This window comes from Bradyrhizobium sp. UFLA05-125, assembly GCF_059803515.1.
In genome coordinates, this window is the sequence record NZ_JBANBJ010000079.1 from 1 (window position 1) to 26,515 (window position 26,515).

Here is a 26,515-nt window from a genome sequence, read left to right on the forward strand (position 1 = left end):
GCTCGGTCGCGCGCGGCTCGACGCTCGGCCGCAAGCTCCCGAGCGCGTCGACGTCGGCGTGAAACTGCCGGCCCGTCTCCTCGGTGACCTTGCGGATCGCCTCGTTGAGTGGCAGGCCAGGAAAATCCCGCGCAGCGCGGTCGTTGATCTTGTCGTCGACGTCGGTGATGTTGCGGACATATTTGACGTGCGCCTCGCCATAGAGGTGGCGGAGCAGCCGAAACAGCACGTCGAACACGATCACCGGCCGCGCATTGCCGATATGCGCGAAGTCATAGACGGTCGGTCCGCAGACATACATGCGGACGTCTTGAGGGTTCAGCGGCACGAATGTGCGCTTTTCCTTCGTCAGCGTATCGTAAAGACGCAATTCCATATGGATACCCATCGGCTGTTGGCCGGGCGTCCAGTGCTCTCAATGTGTTTTGAGAAAAGACGGCTCCAGCCAGCGAATCGCTAGCTCGTAATCTCGCGGCAAATGGCACAAATGGCGAGGAGACCGTTCATGCGGAACATATGGGCCACAAGCGGGCCTGCCGTCAAGTGAGCCGCGAAAAAGCCGCTTTCTCTGCTCAAAGCGCCCGCGTCCCGCCATCAGGGTTAATCATCCTTAAGCTTTTGAGTTTATTCGTGTGATGGCGGTTCCTCCCAAGCTACGGTGCATGTCATGCGATCTCTCCCGGCACTCCTTTGCTGTGCCTTCATCGTTGCCGCCTCCAGCGCTTCGGCGGAGACCCGCGTCTTCATCATCGCCAACCAGGCAGACGGCTACGGCGTCGATCAGTGCCTGGCCAAGGGTGAACAGTGCGGCGCGCACGCCGCGCGCTCCTATTGCCAGTCCCGCGACTTTGCCCAGGCCTCGTCCTATCGCCGCGTCGATCCCGACGAAATTACCGGATCCGTCCCCAAATCCGGCGCAAACTGCTCCCATGGCCATTGCGACGAATATGTCGCAATCACCTGCCAGCGCTGAATTCGCTCGGAACTGGCTGACTTTAGGCCCGATTTACGTTCCCGAAAACGACGTGACGATGCCCCGAGAAGCGGGTATTGGAGGGCGCGCATCGGCCCCCTGGTTGGGGCCGTGACATCGCTAGAATGGCGGATATGCCGGAATTTTTATCTCTCTCTCGCTCCCGTTCGATCCTTGCCAGCGCAGCGCTGATCAGCGCGCTCGCCCTCGGTACTGACGCTCTCGCACAAGCAGGCCCCCCGGGACCGCCGCCGCCCGCGCAAGCCGCACCCGGAGCGAACCCGATCTGCTCGCGGCTGGAGGGCCAGCTTGCCGCGCTCGACCGCGGCGGAAGCGGCGATCCGGCCAAGGACGACCAGATCCGCCGCTACCAGGATTCGGCGACCCGCCAGCAGGCCGAGCTCGACCGCGTGACGGCGCAGGCCAAGCGCATGGGCTGCGACAGCTCCGGCTTCTTCTCGCTGTTCAACAACCAGTCGGCGCAATGCGGTCCGGTCAACACCCAGATCCAGCAGATGCGGGCCAACCTCGACCAGATCACCTCAAACCTTGAGCGGCTGCGTGCAGGCGGCCCGGGCAGCTACAACCCGGACCGCGACAACCAGCGCCGCTCGGTGCTGGTCTCGCTTGCGCAGAACAATTGCGGCCCGCAATATGCCAACGCCGCGCAGTCGCAAGGCGCCGGCAATTTCCTCAGCAATCTGTTCGGCGGCGGCAACAACCCTAATAATCCTCCGCCCGGCGCGCCGCCCGCAGATCTTGGCCCGCAATCTGTCACGTATCGTACGGTCTGTGTCCGTACCTGCGACGGCGCCTACTTCCCGGTTTCGTTCGCCACCGTCCCGGCGCGCTTCCCCGATGACGAGAAGACCTGCAAGGCGCTGTGCCCGGCGGCGGACGCTGCGCTCTACGCCTATCGCAATCCCGGCGAGGACATGAATGCGGCAGTCTCGGTCAGCGGCCAGCCCTACACCGCGCTACCGAACGCCTTCAAATTCCGCAGCGAGTTCAACCCGTCCTGCTCGTGCAAGGCCGCCGGCCAGAGCTGGGCGGATGCGCTGAAATCGGCCGACGACAAGGCGGCAGTCCAGCAGCAGGGTGACATCATCGTCACCGAGGAGAGCGCCAAGAAGATGCAGCAACGGCAGCTCACCAAGGGGGCGCCGACGAGCAGCAAGAAGGGCGCGACGCCGCCGCCGGAGACGACAGCGACTGCGCCAGCCGCAACAGCGCCGGCGGACACCACGACCACGAACGAGAACAAACCGATCCGCTCGGTCGGGCCGACCTTCCTGCCGCAGCAGCAGAAGTAAGGCTGATCCCTACTGCACCGTCATGCCCCGCGAAGGCGGGCATCCAGTACTCCGCGGCAGAAGTCGTTTCCGACAACGTCCGCCGCGGAGTACTGGATCATCCGCCTGCCGCCTACGCTAAAGCTTCGGCGCGCCTAGACCTCAGCCTCGGCGAAGCCTTGACGTAGCCGGGTCGCGGATGATGACAGCGCTCTAAACGGCGCGACTGCCCGTCCAGCTTGCGCTCGCCCTCACCCCTCGAACGCGTCGATCGAGGCGCGGCTGCCGCGCGAGACGAGCGTCTCGTCCGGCGCGGGCAAGGGCTCGCCTTTGTCGCGGAAGCGGTTGGTGATGGGATAGCGGCGGTCGCGGCCGAAGTTCTTGCGCGTCACCTTCACGCCCGGCGCGGCCTGGCGGCGCTTGTATTCGGCAATGTTGAGGAGGTTATCGATCCGCGTCACCATCGCGCGATCGAAGCCGGCAGCGATGATCTCTTCCAGCGGCTCCTCGCGCTCGACCAGGCGTTCCAGCACCGCGTCGAGCAGATCGTAAGGCGGCAGCGAATCCTGATCTAGCTGGTTCTCGCGCAGCTCCGCCGTCGGTGGGCGCGTGATGATGTCGGGCGGAATGACCTCGCCGGAGGGGCCAAGCGCGCCGTCCGGCTTCCAGGCATTGCGCAGGGCCGCCAGCCGAAATACCTGCGTCTTGTAGATATCCTTGATCGGGTTGAAGCCGCCGTTCATATCGCCATAGAGCGTGGCGTAGCCGACCGACATTTCCGACTTGTTGCCGGTGGTCACCACCATCAGGCCGGTCTTGTTGGAGATCGCCATCAGCAGCGTGCCGCGGGTGCGCGCCTGGAGGTTTTCCTCGGTGATATCAGGCGGCAAATTCTTGAAGATGTCGGAGAGGATGGTCCCAAAACCGTTCACCGCCTCTGCGATGGGCAGCACCTCGTAGCGTATCCCGAGGTGGCCTGCGAGCTCGCCGGCATCCGCGATCGAGCTCGGCGCCGTGAAGCGATAAGGCAGCATCACGCCATGCACCTGATCCGCGCCGAGCGCATCGACGGCGATCGCCGCGCACAGGGCTGAGTCGATGCCGCCGGAAATGCCGAGCAGCACGCCGGGGAAACCGTTCTTGCCGACATAATCGCGCAGGCCCAGCACGCAGGCTGCATAGTCGGCCCTGTCGCCTTCGGGCAGTTGCGCAATCGGACCCGTGCAGCGCCAATCGTCGCCGGTCTTGGTGAAGTGCAGCGTGGTGACGCTCTCCTCGAATGCCGGCAGTTGCGCGGCAAGTGAGAGATCGCCGTTCAGCGCGAACGAAGCGCCGTCGAACACCAGCTCGTCCTGGCCGCAGACCTGATTGAGATACACCAGCGGCAGGCCGCTTTCGGTCACGCGCGCAACCGCGACCGACAAGCGAACGTCGCCCTTGTCGCGGGCATAAGGCGAGCCGTTGGGCACGAGGATGATCTCGGCGCCGGTCTCGGCCAGCGTCTCGACGACGTTTTCGTAGTCCTCCGATTCCTCCAGCCAGATGTCCTCGCAGATCGGTACACCGATCCGCACGCCGCGCACGGTCACGGGACCCGCCGCAGGGCCGCGCGCAAACAGCCGCTTCTCGTCGAACACGCCGTAGTTCGGCAGGTTGGCCTTGAAACGCAGGCCCGCGATACGGCCGCCATCGAGCAGCGCGCAGGCATTGTAGAGCTTGCCGTCCTCGACCCAGGGGGTGCCGACCAGCATGGCGGGGCCGCCATCGGCGGTTTCGCGCGCGAGTTTTTCGATCGCTGCGCGGCAGGCGGCCTGGAAGGCCGGCTTCTGCACCAGGTCCTCCGGCGGATAGCCGGCGATGAACAATTCCGGAAACAGCACGAGATCGGCGCCGTCGGCGATCGCCTGCACGCGCGCGGCACGCGCCTTCGCGGCATTGCCCTCGATGTCGCCCACGGTCGGATTGAGCTGGGCGAGCGTGACCGCGAATTCGTTGAGACGTTCGGTCATGGTCGCCCGTTGTCCAATCCTGTGGCTAAAGCATGATCCGGACCCGAAGGGCCGCGTTAGCGCAAAGTGCGAAGCGGTTTTCCCTCGCGACAAACGCGGAACGCGTTTGCGCGGAGATCATGCGCAGACAACAACCTAAAGCGCGATGACGATCATCCTAATCTCATCGCGCATTAGACGAAACCCAATCGCTCGACGAGCGCAAAGATCCAGAAGGCGCCAGCCATCAGCAGCGCCACGCCGACCGCGGCCGACCCCATGTCCTTGACCCGGCCGATCTGCTTGTCGTGGTCCATGGTGAGGCGGTCGGCGAGCTTCTCGATCGCGGTATTGAGCAGCTCGACCACCAGCACGAACCCGACGGCACAGACCAGCTCGACTGCGCGCATCGCGGTCGCGCCGATGAACCAGGCGAGCGGCAGCGACAGCAGGAGCGCAAAGATCTCCTCGCGGATGGCCTGCTCCGAGCGGAACGCAAAGGCCAGACCGTTACGGGAATTGATCGTGGCCTTCCAAATCCGCAGCAAGGTCTTAGAGCCCCGCTGCGAACGGCATCGGCTTGGCCTTGCCGACGCGTTCCTGCTTGAGCAGCTCCGCGACCAGGAAAGCCATGTCGATCGATTGCTCGGCATTGAGGCGGGGATCGCAGACCGTGTGGTAGCGGTCGTTGAGATCCTCATCCGTGATCGCGCGCGCGCCGCCGAGGCATTCGGTGACGTCCTTGCCGGTCATCTCCAGATGCACGCCGCCGGCATGCGTTCCTTCGGCCGCGTGGATCGCGAAGAACGACTTCACCTCCGACAGGATGCGGTCGAACGGACGCGTCTTGTAGCCGGTGGTCGAGGTGATGGTGTTGCCGTGCATGGGATCGCAGGACCAGACCACCACCCTGCCCTCGCGCTGCACGGCGCGGATCATGTTCGGCAGATGCTCGCCGACCTTGTCGGAGCCGAAGCGGCCGATCAGCGTCAGCCGGCCGGGCTCGTTGTCGGGGTTGAGCACGTCGATCAGCTTGAGCAGTTCGTCGGCCTTCAGCGACGGGCCGCACTTCAGCCCGATCGGGTTCTTGATGCCGCGGAAATATTCGACATGGCCGTGGTCGAGCTGGCGGGTGCGATCGCCGATCCAGATCATGTGGCCCGATGTCGCGTACCAGTCGCCGGTGGTGGAATCGACGCGGGTCATCGCCTGCTCATAGCCGAGCAGCAGCGCCTCGTGGCTGGTGTAGAAATCGGTCGCGCGCAGCTCGGGATGGCTTTCGAGATCGAGGCCGCAGGCGCGCATGAAGTTCAGCGCGTCCGAGATGCGGTCGGCCAGCTCCTTGTAGCGGCGGGACTGCGGAGAATCCTTCAGGAACCCGAGCATCCACTGATGCACGCTGCCGAGATTGGCGAAACCGCCGGTGGCGAACGCGCGGAGCAGGTTCAGCGTCGCCGCCGACTGGCGGTACGCCATCAACTGCCGCTGTGGATCGGGTACACGCGCTTCCTTGGTAAAGGCGATGTCGTTGACGATATCGCCGCGATAGCTCGGCAGCTCGACGCCATCAACCTTCTCCGTCGGCGAGGAGCGCGGTTTTGCGAACTGCCCGGCGATGCGGCCGACCTTCACGACGGGGACGGCGCCCGCATAGGTGAGCACGACCGCCATCTGGAGCAGCACGCGGAAGAAGTCGCGGATGTTGTTGGCGCCGTGCTCGGCAAAGCTCTCGGCGCAGTCGCCGCCCTGGAGCAGGAAGGCGTCGCCGGCTGCGACGCGGGCCAGCGCCTTCTTCAGATTGCGCGCCTCGCCCGCGAACACCAGCGGCGGAAAGCTCGCAAGCTGCGCCTCGACGTCGGCCAACGCCTTGGCGTCGGGATAGTCGGGGACCTGCAGCACGGGCTTGCTGCGCCAGCTCTCGGGTGTCCACCGCTCGGACATCGCAAATCCTCTTTCCTAAAGCGAAAACTGCAACCTGATCTGTGGGTTGCGCGAGCCGCCTTATACACAGGCTTGCACCGCCTCGCCAGTTGTAAATCCATTCCCGCACGCAAGCCCTTGCGGGCAAAGCCGAATTCGCATTTGCTGGCTCTGCGGGAGAAAACTGCGGGATATGCGTTGCCCATGGACGCGGCACTCGACGACGTCTTTATCGACGACATCACTTTCCCGGCCGTCGACGGGTATTCGCTAGGCGGCACCCTGTTCCTGCCGCGTAGCGCCGAGCGTCATGCCGTCCTGATCAATTCTGCCACCGGTGTCCCGCGAAAGATCTATCGCGGCTTTGCCTCCTACCTGGCCAACCGCGGCTCTGCGGTCCTCACCTACGACTATCGCGGCATCGGCGACTCCCGCCTGCCGGCGCTGGTCGGCTATAACCAGCGGAAATCGCTGGTCGGCTTCGAGGCCTCGATGTCCGACTGGGCCGCGCTCGACGTCACGGCGGCGGTCAAATGGATGCGAGAGCGCTATCACACGCTGCCCCTCAGCTATGTCGGCCATTCCTTCGGTGGCCAGGCGCTCGGGCTGATCGCGAACAACAGCGAGATTTCGCGCGCGCTGTTCGTGGCGTCGCAAGCCGCGACGTGGAAACTGATCCCGCCGCCGGAAAACTACCGCGTGTTCGCGTTCATGAACTTCATTGGCGTGCCCGTGGCTCATCTGCTCGGCTACGCGCCAGGCTGGCTCGGCATCGGCGAAGATTTGCCCAAGGGTGTGTTCCTGCAAGGCGCCAAATGGGTGAGCAGCCCGCGCCACCTCTTTGATTCCGGGTTGCCGGCGCTGGCAAACTTCGCAAGTTACAAGGGCGAGCTGCGCGCCCTCACCTTCTCCGACGATCCCTGGGCGACGCGGCCCGCGGTCGAGCTGCTCTGCTCCGGCTTCACCGCGACCAAGGCGGAAGTGCTCACGGTCAAACCGTCCGACGTCGGCATCAAGGGAATAGGCCATTTCGGCTTCTTCCGCCCCGACCACCGCGACACGCTCTGGCGCGGCGGGGCCGAGTGGATCCAGGCAGAGTGATCCCGGCTGCAGCCCTGGAGAAAAATGGCAGCGTTACGGGCGCCCGCCAGCGCCCGTGTCAAAGCGGGCAAACGCGGCGCTCGTCACCGCCCCCAGCAGAGACCAGAAGACCAGGCTCGTGAGCGTGACGGCGACCACGAACTGATGCGACAAGGAGGACGGCACGTTGGTCTCGACGTGCTCGAGCTCCGGTGCGCCGATCAGATGCGGCAACAGGAGCAAGATCACGCCGGCGATGGCCGCCGGCACCGAGCGGCGGAACACGATCAGCGCCAGGCCCGTGGCCGTCGCGAGCACTGCTGCCGTCCACCAGATCTGGCGAGACAGCAGCGGCGCGGCCGGCACGCCCGGCAGTTCCGGCGACAGGCCGAGGCCCGGGGCGATCGTGAACACGGCAAAGCCCGCAAGCCCCCACATCAATCCTTCATGCCAGGAGACAGGCCCGCCCGTCGCGCCGCTGCGGACGGCAAAGAAGCCGGCGAGAAGCAACGCAAAGCCGATCGCCGTCAGCACATTCGCGGCCGCCGTATAGGCGTTCCGCTCAAAACCGTCGCGCGGCTCCCAGGCCTCCGCGCCATGATCGTGGCCGGCGTGGTCGTGGTCGGCGTGATCGTGGCCGGTTGCCGCGTCCTGTGGTGCCGCGGCGGCCTCGTGATGGTGCGTTTCCGCCGCCTTCTCGAAGACTTCCGCCTTCAGGATGAGGGGCACCGTGCCGAACTGCTGCGCGGCCGTGACGATCAGGCCGACGATGAAACCCGAAATGACCGACGAAAAGACGATCGAGCGAAACGTGCTCATGCCACCCCGGTCAGTGGCAGGGAAATGCGTTCGAATGCCGGACATCGTGCGCGGCGTTGTGGACGACGTCGATATGGGAGAAACCGACGACACCGACGATGAAGAGGCCGAGCACCATCGCCATCAGGGCCTGGGTCAGCCGCCCGGCCTGCGCGGCAGCGACCGGGAAGTGCGTGACCTGTGCGTGTGACTGGCTCATGGCTGTGCTCCACCTCTGATTTGACCGCCTTCTAGCAGCTTCCGCGCGATGTCGCGACTGGTTAGATGCAGGTTTCTGCCGGCCGGAATGCGTTTTTGCACGACCTTGGCGCTCGCTGCCGACCTGAATGCATCTTCAAATCGTTCGAAATAGCCGAGGCACTCCGCCGGTGACGGGTCCGCGCCGAGCAGGGTCCGAAACGCGCCGCGGTGCACGGCGCAAATGGCACCGTGGTCCCTGACCGAAAAGATCACGGATGCGATGTCGGCGCGCCAATGGACATCGTCGTTCAAGCCGACATCGCCCGTCCCCGCCCGAACGGATCGAGCAGGCGGACGATTTCGCAGGCGGCAACGAGACCGACCAGCCAGAGCGCGTTGGAAGCGCCGATGCGGGCCACGATGGCGGTCGTGAAAGCCCCTGCCCCACCCAGGAACGGCGTCGCGGCGAACAGCACGAGCTCATAGGCACCGTAGGCGCCGATCAGGGCCGCGGCCAACGCCAGCGGCGCGCGATTTGGCGGCAGCGAACGGATCACGGTAGCGGATGCTGCGGTCGCGGTCAGCGCGGCCGCGCCGATCACAAAGCCCCAGGCGATCGTGCCGGCGTCGACGGGATAGTGGTGCACGCTGAAGCCGATCGTCTGATTGACGAGCCAGGCCCCGGTGACGACGAGCAGCGCCGGACGCAGCGGCAGCACGGCCGCAGCAACGACTGCAAACGCCGCAAACGGCGTGGCGCAGGCGAGCGCGAAGCTTGCAAGTGCGCATGACACGGTCAGCAGCGCGAAACAAAAGATCGCGGCATAGCGCGGCTCGACCGGATCAAGACGGACACGGTCGGTGTGAGGCGGCAGGACGTTGAGGGCCATCGGTGATCTCCTTGCTGGGGATTCTAATCGATTTATCGGGTCAGTGAAGGGCTTCCATCGGATCTTCGGGGTCTGTCGGATCGAGCCCGTCGTAGGCCGCAAGCCATTCGACGAGTATCTGCGATGGCGGCCCGGCTGCCGACAATTGCCGCAGGGCGACCCGGATCGTGGAGCGGGCGAAACGATCGCGTCTGAGCGCCGGCGTGTCCGGGCCCCGTCCGGCCGCGACGGCCTCGTTGACCTCGCGCTTGAGCGCCACAAGCTCTGGCACGCCATGGCGCTCGAGCAAGGCTTGGAAAGCCAAGTGATGGTCCGCCCGGAACGCATGCTTGCGGCCGAGCGGGTCGCGGAGCGCATGCGCCGGATAAAGATGGGTGCAGGGAACCCAGCCATCGGGCAACGGCTCGGTGGCCGAATGGGTGCGGCCATGCGCCAACAACTTCGGCAGAACATGGGTGTGCGGGCCGTCCGGGCTTCTCCCGCTCGGCGGCGGGATCGGCTGAAATACTTCGGCCCGCCCGATCCGGCTGACGAACACGCGGTGCGGATTGGCCGCCAGGATAATCCGCATGACGTCGTTCCCGGGCGCGAACACTGGCGTCCCGGCACGGCTCCGCAGCGCCGCGATCACGTCGGGATCGCCGACCCGGATGCAGGCATCGATCTGCAAGCAGCCAAGGCCAAGATCGAACAGCACGTCCCCGCGATCCCGGCTGCGCAGCGCATCCTCATCCGGACCAATTTCCGTCAGCGTCGTGCGCTCACCCATGGCGCAGGATTCCCGCGGCAGGCAAACCGCCACACGATGGCTCCAGCTTTCGGTCGTCGGCGACTCCGATGCAATCAGACGGAGATTTGGACGAGGCACGATCCGCACTCCGCCCTTGTCCGTGACGACGCCGATCCCCTCACTGGTCTGTTGCAGATCGGCGGGTTCGCCGGCGTCGCGCGTGAACTCGGCAATTGCCCCGAACGTTCCTACGCTCCAGCCGGTCTCGACGTTGCCAAGCTGTCTTGCCAAGACGTTCATGATATCGAAAGCCATCGTCATCGGAACGTTCTCGTCCACTGTCCCTGCTATCTGACGTCGTAACTTGCAATGCGTATGCCGCCGAACACACCGAGACCGGGTGCCAGAAAGCCGGTCGGGTTCTGGTAGTGCCGGTTGAAGAGATTATCGACCCGCGCAAACACCTTGACTTGATCGCTGATCGCATAGTCGCCCCGCAGATTCACGATGGTGTAGCCGGGCGCCACGATCTGCGCCCCCGTGTCCCGCGTGATATCGAGCCAATCGCTGACATGAAGCACGGTTACCGACAGCGTGAGGGGGTCGATCGGCAGCCAGATCGCGGTTGCGCTCCACTTCTCCTTTGGCCTGCGAAGGAGCTGCAATCCCGTGCTCGCATCGACGGTGCGGGTGAAGGTGTCGTCGGCGCGCACGCTCACGCGATCCGTGATCTTCGCGGTGACGAAATTCTCGGTGCCTTCCGTCGTCGCGAGTCCCACGTTCGTATAGGACGTGAAGGTGTCATTGCTCGTGATGAGGTTGGTGATGCCGTTGTGGAAATAGGTCGAGCCGAACCGCACGCAATCGCCAAACAGCGGCTGCTCGAAACCCGCGTCATAGCCTTGGCTCTGCTCTGGTTTCAAATTGGGATTGCCGAAGAAGAAGAAATCCGGGAAATTCTGGTAGAGCTCGCTGAGCGTCGGCGCCTTGAAGCCGGTTCCATAGCTCCCCTTCAGCTTCGTCTCGGTCACCGGAATGATCACGGCTGGCGCGATGCGATAGGTCGCATGCTCGCCGAACTGGTCGTTGAAGTCGTTGCGCATGTTGGCAACGACGAAGACCCGGTCGGCAAATTGCGACTGCAACTCGACGAAGCCGGCCTTGTTGTCGTTCTGGGCGGAGAAGCCGGTCGCATCGATGCGATCGGTCTGCTGCTCGGCGCCGACGATCAGGTTGTTGCCACGCGCGATCTCGGCGACGGCATGCCAGTCGTATTTGATGCGTTCGCCCGTCGTGACGGTCCACAGCGGATCGCCGAGACCAATGTCGGAGCTGCGGTTATTGGCATAATTGACGGCGAAATAGTTCTTGATACGGCCATCGAACAACGACCAGACGGCTTCGTCGCGATTGAAGAGCTGCCGTACCCCATGCGTGCTCAGGGTGGCGTTCGGCGTGCTCGGAAAGCCGCTATCGCCGGTGAACAGCAACGTCGCCTCGGTATAGCGGACGACCGAGTTCACCGACCAGCTGTCGTTGATGTCTAGCCCGAGCTTGGTCGAATAGCTCATGTTGTCGTAGTTGTTGCCGTTCGCCTTCTGACCCGGCGGCAGCAACTGGAGCGGCGTCACGGGAACGTCACCCGCATGAAAATGGGCGACGTTGAACGCGTAGTTGAAATTGTCCTGCGAGCCGCTGAGGCCCACGGTCTGGTTGAAGGTGTTGAACGACCCGGTCTCGATCGAGGCGGTCGCGCGCGGCGGCTCGCGGGTCGTTACCTCTACGTCGCCTTCCCGGGACCGAGATTTCCCAGTGGCATGTGACGAAAGATTCGCCGCTTACAGTTGCGGGGGCAGCCGTGGCGTTGGGGACATCCCGCACCACGTTCCCTTTTGATCTCCGAAAGGAGAACCGTCAGTGACGATGTTAGGGGTTTGTTAAAGTCGGAGTCAATCGGTTCGAGGTGCGGCCGAAGAAGCAGGTGTGGCAATCCACACGCGATTCGGCTCACTCCCTCCGGCGCACTCGCTTAGCGGATGATGGTCGTCAGCGACGAGTAGCGTTTGGTCGGCCTTGCTTCACCCGGCGAGAACTGCGCGAAGGCGTCGCTGACGCGGACCGCGGGCGGCGTATCGCTTGCGAAGCTAAACTCTTTCGGCCGCGGCGCGTAGAAGTCGCGGCTATAATAAGCGTCGTCGAAACGCGTCTCGTTGATGCCGAACAATGCGTCGCAGGCGAACAGGAGCGCATAGACTCCCGCAATCGCGGCGACGATCTCCTTGAGAACAGACATGTTGGTGCCCCACCCTTTCGGGGGAGCATGCGCGAGGGTTCCAAAGGCCGGGTTTAAGACGGCGCGGCATTTGTGGGCAGGGTTGGCCGCGGGTCAGCAAATAACAGACAATTTGAACGAATGCGTTATCGCCGGAATCGGCAGCGCTAACCTCGCGGCGTCACCGCTCGGATTGGGCGATCTTCACAAGGCCGTTTTCGGCAAGAATGTCCTGCCCCTTGTCCGACAACAGGAACAGCGCAAGTCGCGCAGCGTCCGGGTTGTCCGTGAGCAAGGCGAGCCCATAGGTCGCAACGACGTCGATCTCGGGCGGCAACCGCGACACCTTCAATCCCGGAACCTCGCGCAAGGTCTGCTGCTGGCCGCTGCAATAGACGAGCAGCACGTCCGCCTTGTCGGCGAGAAAGACGCTGGCAGCTGCCGTTTGACCTTCGATCGGTTTGATTGCGGCAGGGCCGCCGACCAGCTTCAGCGCCTTCTGGCTGAGCGCAGCTTCGGCGCCGGCTCGGATTTTCTCCGCACGCTTGAACACCGCGAAAGCATAGTCCCCGCCGGGGTCAACGACAGGCGTCGACGTCGCCAGACGTATCTTGGGATCCAGCATCGTCTCCAGCGCGTTCGCCTCAGTCAGACCGATCGCTTCCCGGCTGAACAGGCAGAGATTATTGCGTGCGAACGGGATCACCAGCGTCTGCGGCCGCTGCACAGCGAGCGTACGGGGATGCTCCGTGTTGGCCGAGAGATAAAGGTCCGCTGCCTCGCCTTTCTCAATGCGCTCGCGCAAGCCGCCGGCCGGACCGAAGACGGGTTCGGCGACTTGCGAGGCGTCCAGGCCGGCCGCCTTGATCGCCTGTTTCACCGACACCGTCAGGCTTCCCGCCGCGTAGACACGTGCGGGCTCGGCGCGGACAGCCGAAGCGCTGATCACAAGGAGAAATGCGGAGATGATGGAGAGTGGTCGTCTCATGAAACTTGGGCCTATGCTCTACAGCAATCGTTCGTAAAATCCGCCGTACGAGCCTTTTGGTTCAACAAGATGGATTTCGTGTATCCGGTGTCGCTCTTGGCCAAGCTCATCGGGATCACGCATTCGCTACGTGCAACCGACACTACCTGAGCCGCGTGACGGGCGTTCCACTCGCTGGCTGCATCTCGATCAATTTTGCGGTGCACCCGTTGCAAATGAGAGCGCACTCGTCGGATACGAGACCCAGCTTGATGTTGAGGCCGTTGCCGAGATCCTGCTCGGCGAGGCCGGCGATGATCCCGTTGCAACTCAAGCACCTGCGCGGAGCTTCCACGCTGCGATTCTCCTCAACCGCCGGCACAACGTGACGGGACATGGTCAGATCCTCTTTCATTTCGGCCCTCGGCCTCTCGCTATATTTACTGCCATATATCGCGAGCAGCAAGGCGGACAGGGAGGAACAAAAAGAACGACAGCCACAGCGACGAAATGGCCGCGCTCCGGCGAGATCGCCTACTACTTAGGTCCTAATCTTCCGAGATATACGTACGGATATAACGTTGACGAATGTCTGTGTTGAGCGCAGACTTCCTGATGGTTTCGCCGGGATAGCTGAATCCCCACTCGCTGCTGGAGCCTGCTGCGCTCCTAGCCAACCTGTTGCGCCGTGCTGCCCCGCCGCGATCGGCGCACACGGTCAACCAGGCGCGGGACCGCAGACGACAAGTACAAAAATTCGTCAATCCCACGGAGGAAATGCATGTTCCAGCAAGCGCTCGACCAAATCTCGAAACAACTCCTTATCCGCGAACGCTATGACAATTTCATCGGCGGCAAATGGGTGGCCCCGGTCGAAGGCAAGTATTTCGACAACCCGAGCCCCATCACCGGCAAGAAGCTCTGTGCGGTGCCCCGCTCCACCGCCGCTGACATCGAGCTTGCGCTCGACGCTGCGCACAAGGCCAAGGACGCTTGGGGCAAGACGTCGGTACAAGAGCGATCCCGGCTCCTGAACAAGATCGCCGACAAGCTCGAATCCAATCTTGACTTGCTCGCCCTCGTCGAGACGCTCGACAACGGCAAGCCGATCCGTGAGACGACCCATGCCGACATGCCGCTCGTCGTCGACCACTGGCGCTATTTCGCCAGCGTGGTACGTGCCCAGGAAGGCGGCATCTCCGAAATCGACCACGACACAGTCGCCTATCATTACCACGAGCCGCTCGGCGTCGTCGGCCAGATCATTCCCTGGAACTTCCCGATCCTGATGGCGACCTGGAAGCTGGCGCCAGCGCTGGCCGCGGGCAATTGCGTGGTACTCAAACCAGCCGAACAGACGCCGCTCGGCATCCTCGCCGTAATGGAGCTGATCGCGGACATCCTGCCGCCCGGCGTTGTCAACGTCGTCAACGGTTTCGGCATCGAGGCCGGCAAGCCGCTCGCGCAGAACAAACGGATCGCCAAGATTGCCTTCACGGGCGAGACGACGACGGGGCGCATGATCATGCAGTACGCCTCCGACAACCTCATCCCTGTAACGCTGGAGCTCGGCGGCAAGTCGCCGAACATCTTCTTCGCCGACGTCGCCGAGACCGATGACGACTTCCTGGACAAGGCACTGGAAGGCTTTGCCATGTTCGCGCTCAATCAGGGCGAGGTCTGCACTTGTCCGAGCCGCGTGCTGGTGCAGGAATCGATCTACGACAAGTTCATGGAAAAAGCGGTCGCGCGCACCCAAAAGATCAAGCAGGGCCATCCGCTCGACCCCAGCACCATGATTGGCGCGCAAGCCTCGAACGACCAGCTCGAGAAGATTCTCTCCTATCTCGACATCGGCAAGCAGGAAGGCGCAAAAGTGCTGACTGGCGGCAATCGGGCCAAGCTGGAAGGCGAGCTCGCCGAAGGCTACTACGTCGAGCCGACCATCTTCGCCGGCAACAACAAGATGCGTGTCTTCCAGGAAGAGATTTTTGGGCCGGTCGTATCCGTCACGACGTTCAAGAACGAGGAAGACGCACTCGCAATCGCCAACGACACCCTGTACGGGCTCGGCGCCGGTGTCTGGACCCGCAACGGCAACCGCGCCTACCGGTTTGGCCGCGCGATCCAGGCCGGCCGTGTCTGGACCAATTGCTACCACGCCTATCCCGCGCATGCGGCATTCGGCGGCTACAAGCAGTCCGGCATCGGGCGCGAGACCCACAAGATGATGCTGGATCACTACCAACAGACCAAGAATGTCCTGGTCAGCTACTCGACCAAGGCGCTCGGCTTCTTCTGATCGTTCGCCGCCTGATGGCGCAGGTGCGGCCCAACCGCACCTGCGCCCCTTTTCATGGGATGCACACATCATGGTCAACCGGGTTGAGATCACGCCAAAGGCCGTCGAGATCATCGAACGCCTCAAGGGCCAGCACGGCGCGTTGATGTTTCATCAATCCGGCGGATGCTGCGATGGCTCGGCACCGATGTGCTATCCGGTCGGCGATTTCCGGGTCGGACCGCAGGACGTGCTGCTCGGCAATATCGCCGGATGTGACTTCTACATTGGCGCCGCGCAGTTCGAGTACTGGCAACATACCCAGCTCATCATCGACGTCGTTCCCGGACGCGGATCCGGATTTTCGGTCGAAGCGCCCGAGGGCGTGAGATTTTTGACCCGTAGTCGCGTCTTCACCGACGAAGAGGTCGCCGAACTCGAAGCCGCAGGCCCACCGGCCCGGGCGGCCTGAGCTTCCTTACGGGATGCTCCGGCCGCCGGCACGCAATCCGTCTCCGTCAGACGGCGAGGTTCATCCAGACCGCCTTGGGCTCGGTAAAATTGTCGAGCGCGGCAGTGCCGTGCTCGCGGCCGAGGCCGGAGTCGCGCTCGCCGCCCCAGGGCAGGCGCACGTCGGTGTAGCCATACGTGTTCATCCAGACGGTGCCTGCCCTCGCCTTCCTGGCAAAACGCCGGAGCTTGCCGATGTCGCGGCTCCAGACGCCGGCGGCAAGGCTGTAAGCAGTACCGTTGGCGATCCGCAGCGCGTCGGCCTCGTCCTTGAACTTGATGACGCTGACCACGGGACCGAAGATCTCCTCTTGCGAGATCCGCATCTCGTGCTCGACATTTGCGAACACGGCGGGGCTGATGAAATAGCCGCGGTCACCGACCCGCTCGCCGCCTGTGACGAGTGTTGCGCCCTCCTTCTGTCCGATATCGACATAGTCGAGGATCGACTTCATCTGCTTTTCGGAGATCACGGGGCCGAGCGTCGTCTTGCGATCGAGGGGATCGCCCACACGCAGCGATTTCGCGCGCGCCGCGAGCCGATCCACCACCTCGTCATAAGCGCCCTCCTGCACCAGCACGCGGGAGCCAGCCGAGCAAACCTGGCCCGCGTTGAAGAAGATGCCGGAAGCGGCCGCCTTCGATGCGGCTTCGAGATCAGCGTCGTCGAAGATGACGTTGGCCGACTTGCCGCCGAGTTCGAGGGAGACGCGCTTGAAGTTGCTGGCCGCGCCTTTCATGATTCCGCGCCCCACGCCCGGCGAGCCGGTGAAGGTGACCTTGTCGACATCGGGATGATTGACCAGCGCATCACCGACGACGCGGCCCGGACCGGTGACGACGTTGAAGACGCCCGCCGGCAGGCCGGCTTCGAGGGCGAGCTCGGCAATGCGCAGTGCCGACAGCGAAGTCAGCTCGGCCGGCTTCATCACCACCGTACAGCCACAGGCGAGCGCGGGCGCGAGCTTCCACATGCCGATCATCAGCGGGAAATTCCACGGGACAATCGCCGCGACGACGCCGACCGGCTCGCGCACCGTATAGGTCAAGGCGTCATCACGTACGGGGACCACGTCGCCGGCGATCTTGTCGGCCCAGCCGGCATAGTAGATCAGCGTGTCGACGGCGGCCGGAAAATCCTGGCGCAGCGTTGCCGCGATCGGCTTGCCGGCATCGATCGACTCGAGCTCGACGATCTCGTCGGCGTGCTGCTTCAGTATGTCTGCCCAACGCAACAGGATATGGCCACGCTCGGAGGCGCGCATCGTGCGCCACGGACCTTCGAACGCGCGCCGCGCAGCCGCCACCGCATGCTCGACGTCGGCCTCGTTGCCCTCGGCGATGGTAGCAATGACCTGCCCGGTCGCAGGGTTGAGAGACTTGAAGGTGCGCCCGGAGCTGGCGGGGATGCGGCGGCCGTCGATCAATAGATGCTGTGGCCGGGACATGAACTCGCTGGCCGCCGAGTGCGCAAAGTCATATGCAACAGACATCATATTTCCTCCTGTTCTGGTATGCCAGACTAGGCGCGTATTGGCCGCAGTAAATATGATATCGTGTGCAAGTAGACGCGCCTCATATGAAGCGCACTTCATAAGGAATGCCGATGCTTCAGATCGAGATCGAGGCCGTCTGGCGGTTTCGCCGCGAAGGAAGCCCGCGCACCGCCGTGATCATGCTCGGTGTCCTCAACGAGATCAGGAAGACCGGAAAGATAACGAGCGCGGCCAACGATGCGCATCTCTCCTACCGGCACGTCTGGAATCTGATCGAGCAATGGTCAGAGTTCTTCGGCACGCCTCTCGTCGAGACCCGGCGCGGCAAGGGCACCAAGCTCACGCCGTTCGGCGAACGGTTGGTATGGGCCGGCGAGCGCATGCAAGCGCGGCTCGGACCGCAGCTCGATAACCTCGCGCAGGAGCTTGCAAGCGAGATCAAGCCGTTCCTCGAGCAGCGCCCCTCGGTAATCCGCGTTCACGCCAGCCACGGCTTTGCAGTAGCGAAGCTTCGCGAATTCCTCGACCGCGAGCCCGGCATCGGCGTCGACCTGCGCTATGTCAGCAACCAACATTCGCTGGTCTCGCTGGCGCAGGGCGCCTGCGACCTCTCGGGCCTCCACCTGCCGCACGGCGCCTTGCGGGCGCAGGGCATCAAGGCGGCGCGCGAATGGCTCGATCCCCGTGAGGACCGCATCATCAATTTCGTCACGCGCGAGATGGGGCTGATGGTCGCGCGCGGCAATCCGCTAGGCATCGGATCGATCCAGGATTTGACCGCTCCCAGGGTGCGCTTCGTCAACCGCGACCATGATTCCGGCACGCGCCTGTTGTTCGACCAGTTACTCGCTGCACACGGTATTGACGAGAGCCGCATCAACGGCGCACAGCAGATCGAATTCACTCACGCCGCGGTCGCCGCCTATGTCGCGAGCGGTATGGCGGACGTGAGCTTCGGCGTCGAAGCCGCCGCCCGGCATTTCGGCCTCGATTTCATCCGGATCGTGACCGAGGACTATTTCTTCGTCTGCAAACGCGCATTCCTGGATACCGGGCCGATGCAGCGCATCCTCGAAATCATCCGGGGCGCCGATTTTCGTGCCGCGGTCGCCGCCCTCCCGGGCTACCAGCCGACCGATACTGGCGACGTCACCGGCGTGAAGGCCTTTCTGGAGATGCATGCCGTGCGATGATGCGCACGCCGCATTGACCCGAACCGACTGGACGAGGTCCGGAACGCGTTATATCAGTCGGAATATATCGGATACTGGCCGAGCTCCGCGCAACAGGACTTGCTGAATGTTTCAACGCCGCCGATCTGCCGTCGCGCTCCGTCACGTCGCCTTCGAGGATCTCGGCCTGCTCGCGCCGATCATGGAGCGCGAGGGCTGGAACGTCTCCTTCTGCGACGCGCCGGTCGACGATCTCAGCCATTCCTCGATCAGGGATGCCGATCTCCTAATCGCTCTCGGCGGCCCGATCGGCGTCTATGAGACCGAGAGCTATCCGTTTATCGCGCGGGAGATCGCGCTCATCGAGCACCGCCTCGGCCGGGATCTGCCGACACTCGGCATCTGCCTCGGTGCGCAACTCATGGCGAAGGCACTAGGCGCCCGCGTCTATCCTGGTCACGTCAAGGAGATCGGCTGGGGACCGGTCTCGCTGACCGAGGCAGGCCTCGCCTCCTGCCTGAGACCGCTTGCCGGCACCACGCCGGTCCTGCACTGGCATGGCGACACGTTCGATCTCCCGGTTTCGGCGACGCGGCTTGCCGCCAACGAGAACTACGAAAACCAGGCATTTTCCTGCGACGGCCATGCGCTGGCGCTGCAATTCCACCTCGAGGCCGATCCGCGGCAACTCGAGGAATGGTATGTCGGCCACGCTGTCGAGCTTACGGCGACGAAAATTTCGGTGCCGCAGCTTCGGGCACGGACCGCAGAACTCTCAAGCGGACTTGCGCGCGAGGCTGATCGCGTGTTCTCCGACTGGCTTCGCCAGATCGGGCACCGTGACGCATCGCTGCGCACAGCTGCGCCATAGGAGCCTTCATGCCAAACGAAGCGCCGCGCCATCGGGACGGCAGTGCCGGCGACGCCAATTACGGCGCGATCGGCAAGGGCTATGCGAATTTTCGTCGCCCTGACCCGCGCATCGCCAGTCTGATAGAGGTCGCGCTTGGCGATGCGCGGACCGTTCTCAACGTCGGGGCCGGTGCCGGCTCGTACGAGCCGAAGGACCGCACGGTGACCCCGGTTGAACCCTCACAATCGATGCGCGACCAGCGCCCGGCGCATCTTCCCGCGGCAATCGACGCCGTTGCCGAGAACCTCCCCTTCGATGACGTTTCCTTTGACACCGCGATGTCGACCTTCTCCGTGCATCAATGGAAAGATCTCAATGCGGGCCTGCGCGAGATACGGCGGGTCACACGCGGTCCGGTCATCATCATGACCTGCGAACCGAGCGAACTCGATCGCTTCTGGCTCAACGCCTATTGTCCCGAGGTGATCGCAGTCGAGTCGGTGAGATATCCGCCAGTGCGCGGCATCGCTCAGGCACTCGGGGCCAATACCGAGGTCCTGTCCGTTCCCATTCCGCTGGACTGCACCGATGGCTTCAATGAAGCCTATTACGGCCGGCCGGAGATGCTGCTTGATCCCGCCGCGCGGCTCGCCTGCTCAGCCTGGAGCTTTGTCGACGACGATACAGTGCAGCGCTTCGAGGATGGCCTCGGCAGCGATCTGGTCTCTGGTCGATGGGACTCGCGCTTCGGCCAGCATCGAAAGCTTGCCTCCTTTGTCGGCTCCCTCAAGCTGATCGTCGGACGAATCTGACCCGGCGCGCGGTATGCACAGGTCGCGAACCGGGTAAGCCGGTTCTGGTGCCGTTTTAGCGCAACGTCGACGTCTCGAGCCACATGTCTCATCCCTGTGCCGGCTCGTCGCGCAAGCTGCGCGGATGCGTTCCGGCGCGCTGTGGGATGACGAACAGACAGGCGATGATGAAGATCGCGAGCACCGCCGATGCCAATGGACGGCTCAGCGCCAGCCCACCTTCATTGAGGGGCTTGTCGAGGAAGTCGCCGACCGTCGCGCCGAGCGGACGCGTGAGGATGAAGGCAATCCAGAACAGCGCAACGCGCGATACGCTGGTCCAGAGATACAAGGCAGCAACGACGGCCAGCGCGGCGAGGAAAATCAGCGCTCCGCCGCCATAACCCATATCGCCGGTATCGGCGATCCAGTCGCCGAGCGCCGTGCCCAGGGTCTGCGAGAAGGTGATCGCCGCCCAGTAGAACGCCTCCACTTTCGGTGTGCTGACCGTGTCGACCGAGATCGTCTTTTCGCTTGCGTACCAAATCGCCAGGATGAGAACGAGACAAGCGAGCAGCAGCGCCGATCCGCCGGCATATCCGATGCCCAGCGAGCGATCGGCGAAATCGGCCATCGTGGTGCCGAAGGTCGTCGACGCAACGATGGTCGCCCAATAGAGCGCTGGACGGAAACTCCTCGCCGCGATCTGGATGGCAACGAGCGCAACGAGTACCGCAAGGAACAGGCCCGTGCCGGCCAGATAGCCCCAGTTCAGCGTCATCGTCACGGTGTCGCCGCCGGTCTCGCCGAGCGTCGTCGCAGCAATCTTGATGATCCAAAACCCGAGGGTGACTGCGGGAACCTTGCTGGTGTAGCGCGCTTCGTCACGTTCCATGCGGTGCCGCGCTCCTGGCTCGACGATCGATACACGCTAATCGTCCATCGTGGCAGAAGTTCGCATCGGATCGCTCAACAACTCGTGCGGTCGATGCAAAGCAAACCGCCGAACACCACGCGGCATCTTGCGCGCTGAGCCTGATGGCATCCCCGCTCGTCCCTCGAGGGCGAGACGTCTCCGTTAGACCGCGTCGCCCCTCACCCGCCGCAACGTCTCCGACGGCAGCTCACCGAACTTTTCGCGATACTTTCCGGCGAAATGTCCGAGATCGCTGAAGCCGGCGTCGAGCGCCGCCGTCGTCACCGACCCCCTCCCGTCATCGACGAGCAGCCGCTCGCGCGCGCGTTCGAGCCGGCATGTCAGCATCCAGTCGCGCGGCGAATAGCCGAGATAGCGCTGAAAATTCTCCTGGAGCGAGCGCAGGCTGACGCCGAGCTCGGCCGCGAGCTTCGATATCTCGATCGGCTGATCGGCATGCGCCTTGATGTAGTCGCGCGCGCGACGGACGATGGCCGGGCTGCGGTCGATATGGCTCACGGAGAGCGCCTGCGCGACGCGCGGAAACATCGCGGCCGTCACCAGATTGACCAGCGTCTCCTCGGTCGCAGCCGCCGCAAGCCGCCCCATGCCGATGGCGTTCAGGCTGGTCATCTCGGCCATCGCTGCGTTCAAGTGCCGGGCCAATGCAGCGGCAACCGGCGCGCCGAGGTCGAGACCTTCCCTCAAGTCAGACAGCAGCGTGTCCGTATCCTGCGCGCGGCCGGTCAGCCGCTCGGCGCGTTCGACCGCGGCGTTCCTGGGCACGTAGAACACCAGCACGGAGGCATCCGTGACCTCGAGCTTCGACCGCTCGAATGGCCGGCCGATGCTGGCCTGGCGCATCGGGTAATAGTCCCGCAAATTGTAGCCCCGGCCGCGGCGGAAGCCGCCGGTGACGGGCATCGAGACGTGCAGGGAATCATCGGTGCTGCGCTCGACGCTCAAGCCGGCCAGATCGACCCGCATCAGCTGCGCCGCGCCAAAATGGATCGCCTTGAAATCGATCGTCACGCGCCGCGTCTGCCCGAGCCGCTCGACGCGCGCATCGCCGCCGTACATCGCGTGGGCGAGTTCGTTCGCTGCATCCAGCGTCAGTGTCTTCGAAAATCCCCGCGCGGACAGGTCGTCCAATCGATTGGGCATGGCGCCATCCCAAGACCCCAGACCTCGGCCTCACGCGAGACCGGGACTCATCCCGCGCAAAATACCAAACCGCCGCGCATTCGCCATATCGGCTTAAGTTCCAGGGGGTTATCTATAGTTCATGGGACGGCACCGCCGGAAGGTACGTTAATGCCGCCCCTTTGAGGAAACGCCTCGAATCGCAGCTACCCTTAGCGGCTGCTCAAACACCAAAAAGACTGTCAGTCGTTCGGCCCTGCACGGTCGAATGCATTGAACCATCCGTGAAGCGCCTGCCACGTCACGCGCTTTGCTCAATCCGGCGCGCGGGAGTTCCATCGCCTTCATCCGCGCGCCGGCCCCCATCCGAGGCTTCGAGACAAGGAGGACCGCGGCTCTTGGACGAGGATTGATTTGGGAAACGAAGATGCCCGTCCGCTGGCTGAAGCCGTCGCGAATCCTGGTCATCGAGCGATTTACCGATTTCGACCAGTTCCGTCCCACCGAGGTGCTCGGCGGCGGAACCAGCATTCCGCTCGAACCGCGACACTTCTCGGCGTTCCGCGCCAGCCTGCCGCTCCAGGACAGCCTCATGGTGATGCAGCGCTCCTTCGCGCGGCATCTGGAAGCGGACATCGGCATCGACCGCGGCGTCGGCCTCGTCGTACCGCTCGCCGCGCACTCCGTCGTAAATGGCCGCGAGATCGACAACTCCATGATTGGCCTCGTGCGCGGCAAGGTCCCGATGCGCGCCATCGAGCAGCACGCGAACACCTATCTGATGCTGCGCTTCAACTCCGACATGCGCCATCGCGGTTGGGCCGATTTCAACGCCGGGCTCGAGTTCTACCGGCTTGCCGACGAGCCGCGGCATCGCCTGCGCGCAGCGATCCTCGACATGTTTTGCCTCGCGTCGGGCTGCAACGATCCCGCGCAATTCGAGGCCATCAACCGTCCGATCCAGGAAACGCTGCTGGGCGCGCTCGACGCCGCGTTAGTTCCCGATGCGGCGTTGCGCGCGCGGCCAGGCACGTTCGACAGGCACCGCCGGCTGATCGGGCGGCTCGACAAGCAGGCCATGCTGCTGGGAGGCGTGCCGCTCTACAGCGACGATCTCGCAACGACCCTCAATGTTTCCGTGCGGACGCTCCAGGCCGCCGCTCAGACCGTCCATGGCATGAGCCTGCATCATTATCTGCGGATGAAGCGGCTATGGGCTGCCCGCAAGCAGCTCGTGAGCGGAAGCACAGGTCTCACCGTCAAGGCCGTGGCGCTCGCCAACGGCTTCTGGCACATGGGCGATTTCGCGAAAGGCTACAAATCGGCCTTCGGCGAGACGCCCTCGGAGACGCGGGCGCGGGCGCGCCATCTGTGAGATGGCGACGCCGGCTCAATGGCCGGCGGCCTTCGCGCGATCGGCCGCCTTGCGATGCGCGGCTTCGCCCAGGCGATCGACCCAGGCGATCCCGATCGCCGAGACGATGAAGGTGAGGTGGATGATGACCTGCCACATCACGCCGCTCTCGGTGAAATTGCTGCGCGCGGTGCCGAGATTGCCGGCCTCGATGAAGGTCCTGAGCAGCGAGATCGAGGAGATGCCGACGATCGCCATCGCAAGCTTGATCTTGAGCACGCTGGCGTTGACGTGGCTCAGCCATTCCGGCTCGTCGGGATGGCCGCGCAGGTTGAGGCGCGAGACGAAGGTCTCGTAGCCGCCGACGATCACCATCACGAGCAGGTTGGAGATCATGACGACGTCGATCAGCCCGAGCACGGTCAGCATGATCTGCTGCTCGTTGACGTCGAACCAGTGCGCGGCCAGATGCCAGAGCTCCTTGAGGAACAAGAGCACGTAGACGGCCTGCGCGACGATGAGGCCGACATAGAGTGGCACTTGCAGCCAGCGCGAGCCGAAGATCAGCCGTGGGAACAGGCCGAGCCGGGGCGAGGCCGCGCGGCTCAAAGGTGCTTGGGATTCGGACGTCATGGATCACTCCGGATTGCAGGCGAGGTCAGAAAGGCTGGGATCAGAGGCTGGCGATGACCGGCGCGAGCTCGAGCGAGCCGCGCCAGATCATCTCAAAGGCGACGTAGACGATGATGGCGAGACCGACATAGGCGATCCAGCGCTGCTTCTGGAGCACGCGGCCGAGCAGATCGGCGGCAATGCCCATCAGCGCGACCGACAGCATCAGGCCGAAGGCCAGGATGAACGGATGCTCGCGTGCCGCGCCTGCGACAGCCAGCACGTTGTCGAGCGACATCGAGACGTCGGCGGCGACGATCTGGAGCGCCGCCTGCCGGAACGTCTTGCGCGGCGCCTGTGCTTGCGCCTTGCTACCTACCCCGGCGTGACTGAGCGCAAGCTCGCCGGCGTGGGAGGCCTGCTCGCGCAATTCACGCCACATCTTCCAGCAGACCCACAGCAGCAGCACGCCGCCGGCCAGCAGGAGGCCAAGCACCTGGAGAAGCTGGGTCGCAACACCGGCGAAGACGATGCGCAGCACCGTCGCGGCCGCGATGCCGACGATGATGGCGCGGCGGCGCTGGCCGGCAGGCAAACCCGCCGCGGCAAGGCCGATGACGACGGCATTGTCACCGGCGAGCACGAGGTCGATCAAGACGACCTGAATCAGCGCGGTGAGCGCTTCGGGGGTGATGAATTCGCTCATGTCTGATCATTCGGACGCGAGGCGGCATCGAGCCAGTGCGGCTTGCGGCGCTCGATCCAGTCCAGGACTTTCGAGCGCTGCGCGCGCAAGCCCGGCACGTCCTCAGCTAGCAGTGCGAGGCCGAGCGGCAGCATCCAGATGCCGAGCACCGGCAGGAACGACAGCACCCCGCCGATGACGAGCAGCGCGCCGGCCGGCATCCTCACCCAGCGGTTTGAAGGTCGCGGCAGATAGGTGATAGCGCCGCTCACGCGTGGCGGCAGCCGACCGATGAGCGCGTCAAGGCGCGGATCGCCACCGGCGGCCTCGCCGGTGGCGCGCTCGCGCGATCTCGCGTGATCGTCGGCGCCTGCGCTCATGCTCACGCTCCGGATGCGAGGCGGCCTTCGCCGCGCGCTGCAACAGGCTTGGATCGTGGCAGCACAAGTGTCAGCAGGCGGAGCAGCTTGATCGCCTGCACCTCATGCGGATGGACGTCCTCGTCCGCAGCGGCGACGCGCTCGGAGATGTCGACGAGATGCGCGGCCAGCGGCAGGTCCGAGACTGGGCGCAGCGTGTCGATGACGACATTGGCGAAATCAGGCTGCTCCAGCCGCTCGGCGAGCTCGTCGAACATCGCGGCCAGCCGCGCTTCGGAGATGTGCGGGGCGAGCCCGCGCTCCCGGATGAAACGGGTCACCTCCTCGCGTTCGACTGCAGCGACACGGCGGTCGGCGACGGCGACCAGCGCGCCGGCAATCACGAGCGCGGCGGCGGCCTGCTCTTGCAGGCTGGACGGTTCGGTGATCTCGCCCTGGATGGGGCTCAAAGGTTCTGCGTCAGGCATCATAGCTCCTCAAGCATACGGTTGTGACCGCGCACGGGGAGCGATGAGGATGGCTGGTCGATGAGAGCAGGTGCGCTGGGCCCAACGATCGTCCAATCCAAACGCATTCGCGCGCGGGACAGGTCATCCGACATCACGAGGTTGGCCGAGGGGATCGGCGGCCTCGTCAGAGGGGCCCGGATTCTGTTGAAGGGAGACATAAAGTTCGCCCCGGCCAAATCAAGCCGGCCGAGCTGCGACCAGCGGCCGCGGGAGCGCGGCGTGCCGTTCATAAAATCGCCATAAGGGATATCCCGCCCGTTTGCCTTGTTCGGCGGCCTGCCCGGTGGCAATCTTGCGAACCGAGACCGAAGAGAGCCAGTCATGTCGCGCGCGGGCGCAAAATCGCTTCCCCAATTGAGCGTCCGGATCGATCTGGATGCCGAGGACCGGATCGGGCCCGGCAAGATCCAGCTCCTGGAGAACATCAGGGAGCACGGCTCGATCTCGGCCGCTGGGCGCGCCATGGACATGTCCTACAAGCGCGCCTGGGATCTCGTGGACGAGATCAACCGCATCTGTGGGCATGCAGCGGTCGAGCCCCAGACCGGCGGCAAGAACGGCGGCGGGGCGATGCTGACCCCGTTCGGCACCGCGCTCGTCGCGCGCTACCGCAAGATCGAGCGCGACGCCGCGCGCGCCGTGCGCAAGGAGCTGATGGCGCTGAAGACGGACATCAAGCGCTCGCGCAAGGCATGATCGATC

General features: G+C 64.2%; 29 protein-coding genes, 1 pseudogene and 1 riboswitch. Of the genes and pseudogenes, 10 read left to right on the plus strand and 20 right to left on the minus strand.

Annotated features, from left to right (window positions below; genetic code table 11):
* Nucleotides 1–376: pseudogene (locus tag SO156_RS38530) on the minus strand (cysteine--tRNA ligase); the annotation flags it as partial.
* A 291-nt stretch (nt 377–667) separates the two neighbouring features.
* On the opposite strand from SO156_RS38530, the gene SO156_RS38535 reads away from it, so the two are divergent.
* Both SO156_RS38535 and SO156_RS38540 read left to right on the plus strand, forming a co-directional pair.
* On the plus strand, nt 668–973 hold the full coding sequence (locus SO156_RS38535) for a hypothetical protein (protein ID WP_458143303.1): 306 nt from the start codon (nt 668–670) through the stop codon (nt 971–973).
* Nucleotides 974–1,098: 125 nt separating this feature from the next.
* Complete coding sequence (locus SO156_RS38540; protein WP_498538412.1) at nt 1,099–2,286, plus strand: DUF2865 domain-containing protein; 1,188 nt, start codon at nt 1,099–1,101, stop codon at nt 2,284–2,286.
* Between the two features lie 230 nt (nt 2,287–2,516).
* On the opposite strand, the gene SO156_RS38545 is transcribed toward SO156_RS38540, so the two are convergent.
* From SO156_RS38545 to SO156_RS38555, 3 genes are all read right to left on the minus strand, one after another.
* Nucleotides 2,517–4,274 (minus strand): NAD+ synthase, encoded by a 1,758-nt coding sequence (locus SO156_RS38545; protein WP_458143300.1) that lies wholly within the window; start codon nt 4,272–4,274, stop codon nt 2,517–2,519.
* A gap of 173 nt (nt 4,275–4,447) precedes the next feature.
* Nucleotides 4,448–4,801 (minus strand): diacylglycerol kinase, encoded by a 354-nt coding sequence (locus SO156_RS38550; protein WP_458143299.1) that lies wholly within the window; start codon nt 4,799–4,801, stop codon nt 4,448–4,450.
* 4 nt (nt 4,802–4,805) lie between these two features.
* Nucleotides 4,806–6,194 carry a class II 3-deoxy-7-phosphoheptulonate synthase gene (locus SO156_RS38555; RefSeq protein WP_498538413.1) on the minus strand — a complete coding sequence of 463 codons (1,389 nt, stop codon included), beginning with the start codon at nt 6,192–6,194 and terminating at the stop codon, nt 4,806–4,808.
* Nucleotides 6,195–6,377: 183 nt separating this feature from the next.
* Here SO156_RS38555 and SO156_RS38560 point away from each other — a divergent pair, with 183 nt between their 5' ends.
* Entirely contained in the window at nt 6,378–7,274 is an 897-nt protein-coding gene (locus SO156_RS38560) for an alpha/beta hydrolase family protein (protein WP_458143296.1), read from the plus strand.
* Between the two features lie 33 nt (nt 7,275–7,307).
* Here SO156_RS38560 and SO156_RS38565 read toward each other — a convergent pair whose 3' ends face one another.
* From SO156_RS38565 to SO156_RS38605, 9 genes are all read right to left on the minus strand, one after another.
* Nucleotides 7,308–8,072: a CbtA family protein gene (locus SO156_RS38565; RefSeq protein WP_458143295.1), complete on the minus strand. Its 765-nt coding sequence runs from the start codon at nt 8,070–8,072 to the stop codon at nt 7,308–7,310.
* A gap of 10 nt (nt 8,073–8,082) precedes the next feature.
* Nucleotides 8,083–8,271: a CbtB domain-containing protein gene (locus tag SO156_RS38570; RefSeq protein ID WP_498538414.1), complete on the minus strand. Its 189-nt coding sequence runs from the start codon at nt 8,269–8,271 to the stop codon at nt 8,083–8,085.
* Nucleotides 8,268–8,564, minus strand: coding sequence for a DUF1488 family protein (locus SO156_RS38575; protein ID WP_498538415.1), 297 nt, complete (start codon nt 8,562–8,564; stop codon nt 8,268–8,270). Before SO156_RS38575 ends, SO156_RS38570 begins: the two co-directional genes overlap by 4 nt.
* The gene (locus SO156_RS38580; protein WP_458143290.1) at nt 8,561–9,142 is read right to left on the minus strand and encodes a hypothetical protein; all 582 of its coding nucleotides are present in this window, start codon (nt 9,140–9,142) and stop codon (nt 8,561–8,563) included. The genes SO156_RS38575 and SO156_RS38580 overlap by 4 nt, the downstream gene beginning before the upstream one ends.
* A gap of 40 nt (nt 9,143–9,182) precedes the next feature.
* On the minus strand, nt 9,183–10,193 hold the full coding sequence (locus tag SO156_RS38585; protein ID WP_498538416.1) for a DUF6925 family protein: 1,011 nt from the start codon (nt 10,191–10,193) through the stop codon (nt 9,183–9,185).
* A gap of 26 nt (nt 10,194–10,219) precedes the next feature.
* Nucleotides 10,220–11,614, minus strand: coding sequence for a TonB-dependent receptor plug domain-containing protein (locus tag SO156_RS38590; protein ID WP_498538435.1), 1,395 nt, complete (start codon nt 11,612–11,614; stop codon nt 10,220–10,222).
* Nucleotides 11,601–11,804, minus strand: a riboswitch (cobalamin riboswitch). It overlaps the preceding gene by 14 nt.
* Before the next feature lie 97 nt (nt 11,805–11,901).
* A complete protein-coding gene (locus SO156_RS38595) occupies nt 11,902–12,165 on the minus strand; it encodes a hypothetical protein (RefSeq protein ID WP_498538417.1) in 264 nt (87 codons plus the stop codon).
* Nucleotides 12,166–12,325: 160 nt separating this feature from the next.
* Nucleotides 12,326–13,132 (minus strand): substrate-binding domain-containing protein, encoded by an 807-nt coding sequence (locus SO156_RS38600; protein ID WP_498538418.1) that lies wholly within the window; start codon nt 13,130–13,132, stop codon nt 12,326–12,328.
* A gap of 142 nt (nt 13,133–13,274) precedes the next feature.
* Nucleotides 13,275–13,508 (minus strand): hypothetical protein, encoded by a 234-nt coding sequence (locus SO156_RS38605; RefSeq protein WP_458143285.1) that lies wholly within the window; start codon nt 13,506–13,508, stop codon nt 13,275–13,277.
* 384 nt (nt 13,509–13,892) lie between these two features.
* Here SO156_RS38605 and adh point away from each other — a divergent pair, with 384 nt between their 5' ends.
* Together adh and SO156_RS38615 are read left to right on the plus strand one after the other, a co-directional pair.
* Nucleotides 13,893–15,413, plus strand: a complete 1,521-nt coding sequence (gene adh, locus SO156_RS38610) for an aldehyde dehydrogenase (protein ID WP_458143283.1) — start codon at nt 13,893–13,895, stop codon at nt 15,411–15,413.
* A 70-nt stretch (nt 15,414–15,483) separates the two neighbouring features.
* On the plus strand, nt 15,484–15,864 hold the full coding sequence (locus tag SO156_RS38615; RefSeq protein WP_458143565.1) for a DUF779 domain-containing protein: 381 nt from the start codon (nt 15,484–15,486) through the stop codon (nt 15,862–15,864).
* Nucleotides 15,865–15,910: 46 nt separating this feature from the next.
* On the opposite strand, the gene SO156_RS38620 is transcribed toward SO156_RS38615, so the two are convergent.
* Nucleotides 15,911–17,395: an aldehyde dehydrogenase family protein gene (locus SO156_RS38620; protein WP_498538436.1), complete on the minus strand. Its 1,485-nt coding sequence runs from the start codon at nt 17,393–17,395 to the stop codon at nt 15,911–15,913.
* A gap of 113 nt (nt 17,396–17,508) precedes the next feature.
* Between SO156_RS38620 and SO156_RS38625 the strand changes: the two genes are divergently transcribed.
* The 3 genes from SO156_RS38625 to SO156_RS38635 all read left to right on the plus strand — a co-directional run bounded on the left by SO156_RS38625 (nt 17,509) and on the right by SO156_RS38635 (nt 20,235).
* Nucleotides 17,509–18,591: a substrate-binding domain-containing protein gene (locus SO156_RS38625; RefSeq protein ID WP_458143282.1), complete on the plus strand. Its 1,083-nt coding sequence runs from the start codon at nt 17,509–17,511 to the stop codon at nt 18,589–18,591.
* A 106-nt stretch (nt 18,592–18,697) separates the two neighbouring features.
* Nucleotides 18,698–19,441, plus strand: coding sequence for a glutamine amidotransferase (locus tag SO156_RS38630; protein WP_458143281.1), 744 nt, complete (start codon nt 18,698–18,700; stop codon nt 19,439–19,441).
* A gap of 8 nt (nt 19,442–19,449) precedes the next feature.
* The gene (locus SO156_RS38635) at nt 19,450–20,235 is read left to right on the plus strand and encodes a class I SAM-dependent methyltransferase (RefSeq protein ID WP_498538419.1); all 786 of its coding nucleotides are present in this window, start codon (nt 19,450–19,452) and stop codon (nt 20,233–20,235) included.
* Nucleotides 20,236–20,323: 88 nt separating this feature from the next.
* Here SO156_RS38635 and SO156_RS38640 read toward each other — a convergent pair whose 3' ends face one another.
* The gene (locus tag SO156_RS38640; RefSeq protein WP_498538420.1) at nt 20,324–21,109 is read right to left on the minus strand and encodes a COG4705 family protein; all 786 of its coding nucleotides are present in this window, start codon (nt 21,107–21,109) and stop codon (nt 20,324–20,326) included.
* Between the two features lie 183 nt (nt 21,110–21,292).
* Nucleotides 21,293–22,294 (minus strand): helix-turn-helix domain-containing protein, encoded by a 1,002-nt coding sequence (locus SO156_RS38645; RefSeq protein ID WP_498538421.1) that lies wholly within the window; start codon nt 22,292–22,294, stop codon nt 21,293–21,295.
* 406 nt (nt 22,295–22,700) lie between these two features.
* Here SO156_RS38645 and SO156_RS38650 point away from each other — a divergent pair, with 406 nt between their 5' ends.
* Nucleotides 22,701–23,648: an AraC family transcriptional regulator gene (locus SO156_RS38650; protein WP_498538422.1), complete on the plus strand. Its 948-nt coding sequence runs from the start codon at nt 22,701–22,703 to the stop codon at nt 23,646–23,648.
* A 15-nt stretch (nt 23,649–23,663) separates the two neighbouring features.
* Here SO156_RS38650 and SO156_RS38655 read toward each other — a convergent pair whose 3' ends face one another.
* Genes SO156_RS38655 through SO156_RS38670 form a run of 4 tightly spaced genes read right to left on the minus strand, consistent with a single transcriptional unit; the run spans nt 23,664 to nt 25,771 of the window.
* The gene (locus SO156_RS38655) at nt 23,664–24,260 is read right to left on the minus strand and encodes a TIGR00645 family protein (protein WP_498538423.1); all 597 of its coding nucleotides are present in this window, start codon (nt 24,258–24,260) and stop codon (nt 23,664–23,666) included.
* A 40-nt stretch (nt 24,261–24,300) separates the two neighbouring features.
* Complete coding sequence (locus SO156_RS38660) at nt 24,301–24,945, minus strand: TerC family protein (protein WP_498538424.1); 645 nt, start codon at nt 24,943–24,945, stop codon at nt 24,301–24,303.
* Nucleotides 24,942–25,304: a hypothetical protein gene (locus SO156_RS38665; RefSeq protein ID WP_498538425.1), complete on the minus strand. Its 363-nt coding sequence runs from the start codon at nt 25,302–25,304 to the stop codon at nt 24,942–24,944. Before SO156_RS38665 ends, SO156_RS38660 begins: the two co-directional genes overlap by 4 nt.
* Nucleotides 25,305–25,306: 2 nt before the next feature.
* Nucleotides 25,307–25,771, minus strand: coding sequence for a TerB family tellurite resistance protein (locus tag SO156_RS38670; protein WP_458143271.1), 465 nt, complete (start codon nt 25,769–25,771; stop codon nt 25,307–25,309).
* Nucleotides 25,772–26,134: 363 nt separating this feature from the next.
* On the opposite strand from SO156_RS38670, the gene SO156_RS38675 reads away from it, so the two are divergent.
* Complete coding sequence (locus SO156_RS38675; protein WP_283042192.1) at nt 26,135–26,509, plus strand: winged helix-turn-helix domain-containing protein; 375 nt, start codon at nt 26,135–26,137, stop codon at nt 26,507–26,509.
* Nucleotides 26,510–26,515 lie beyond the last annotated feature (6 nt).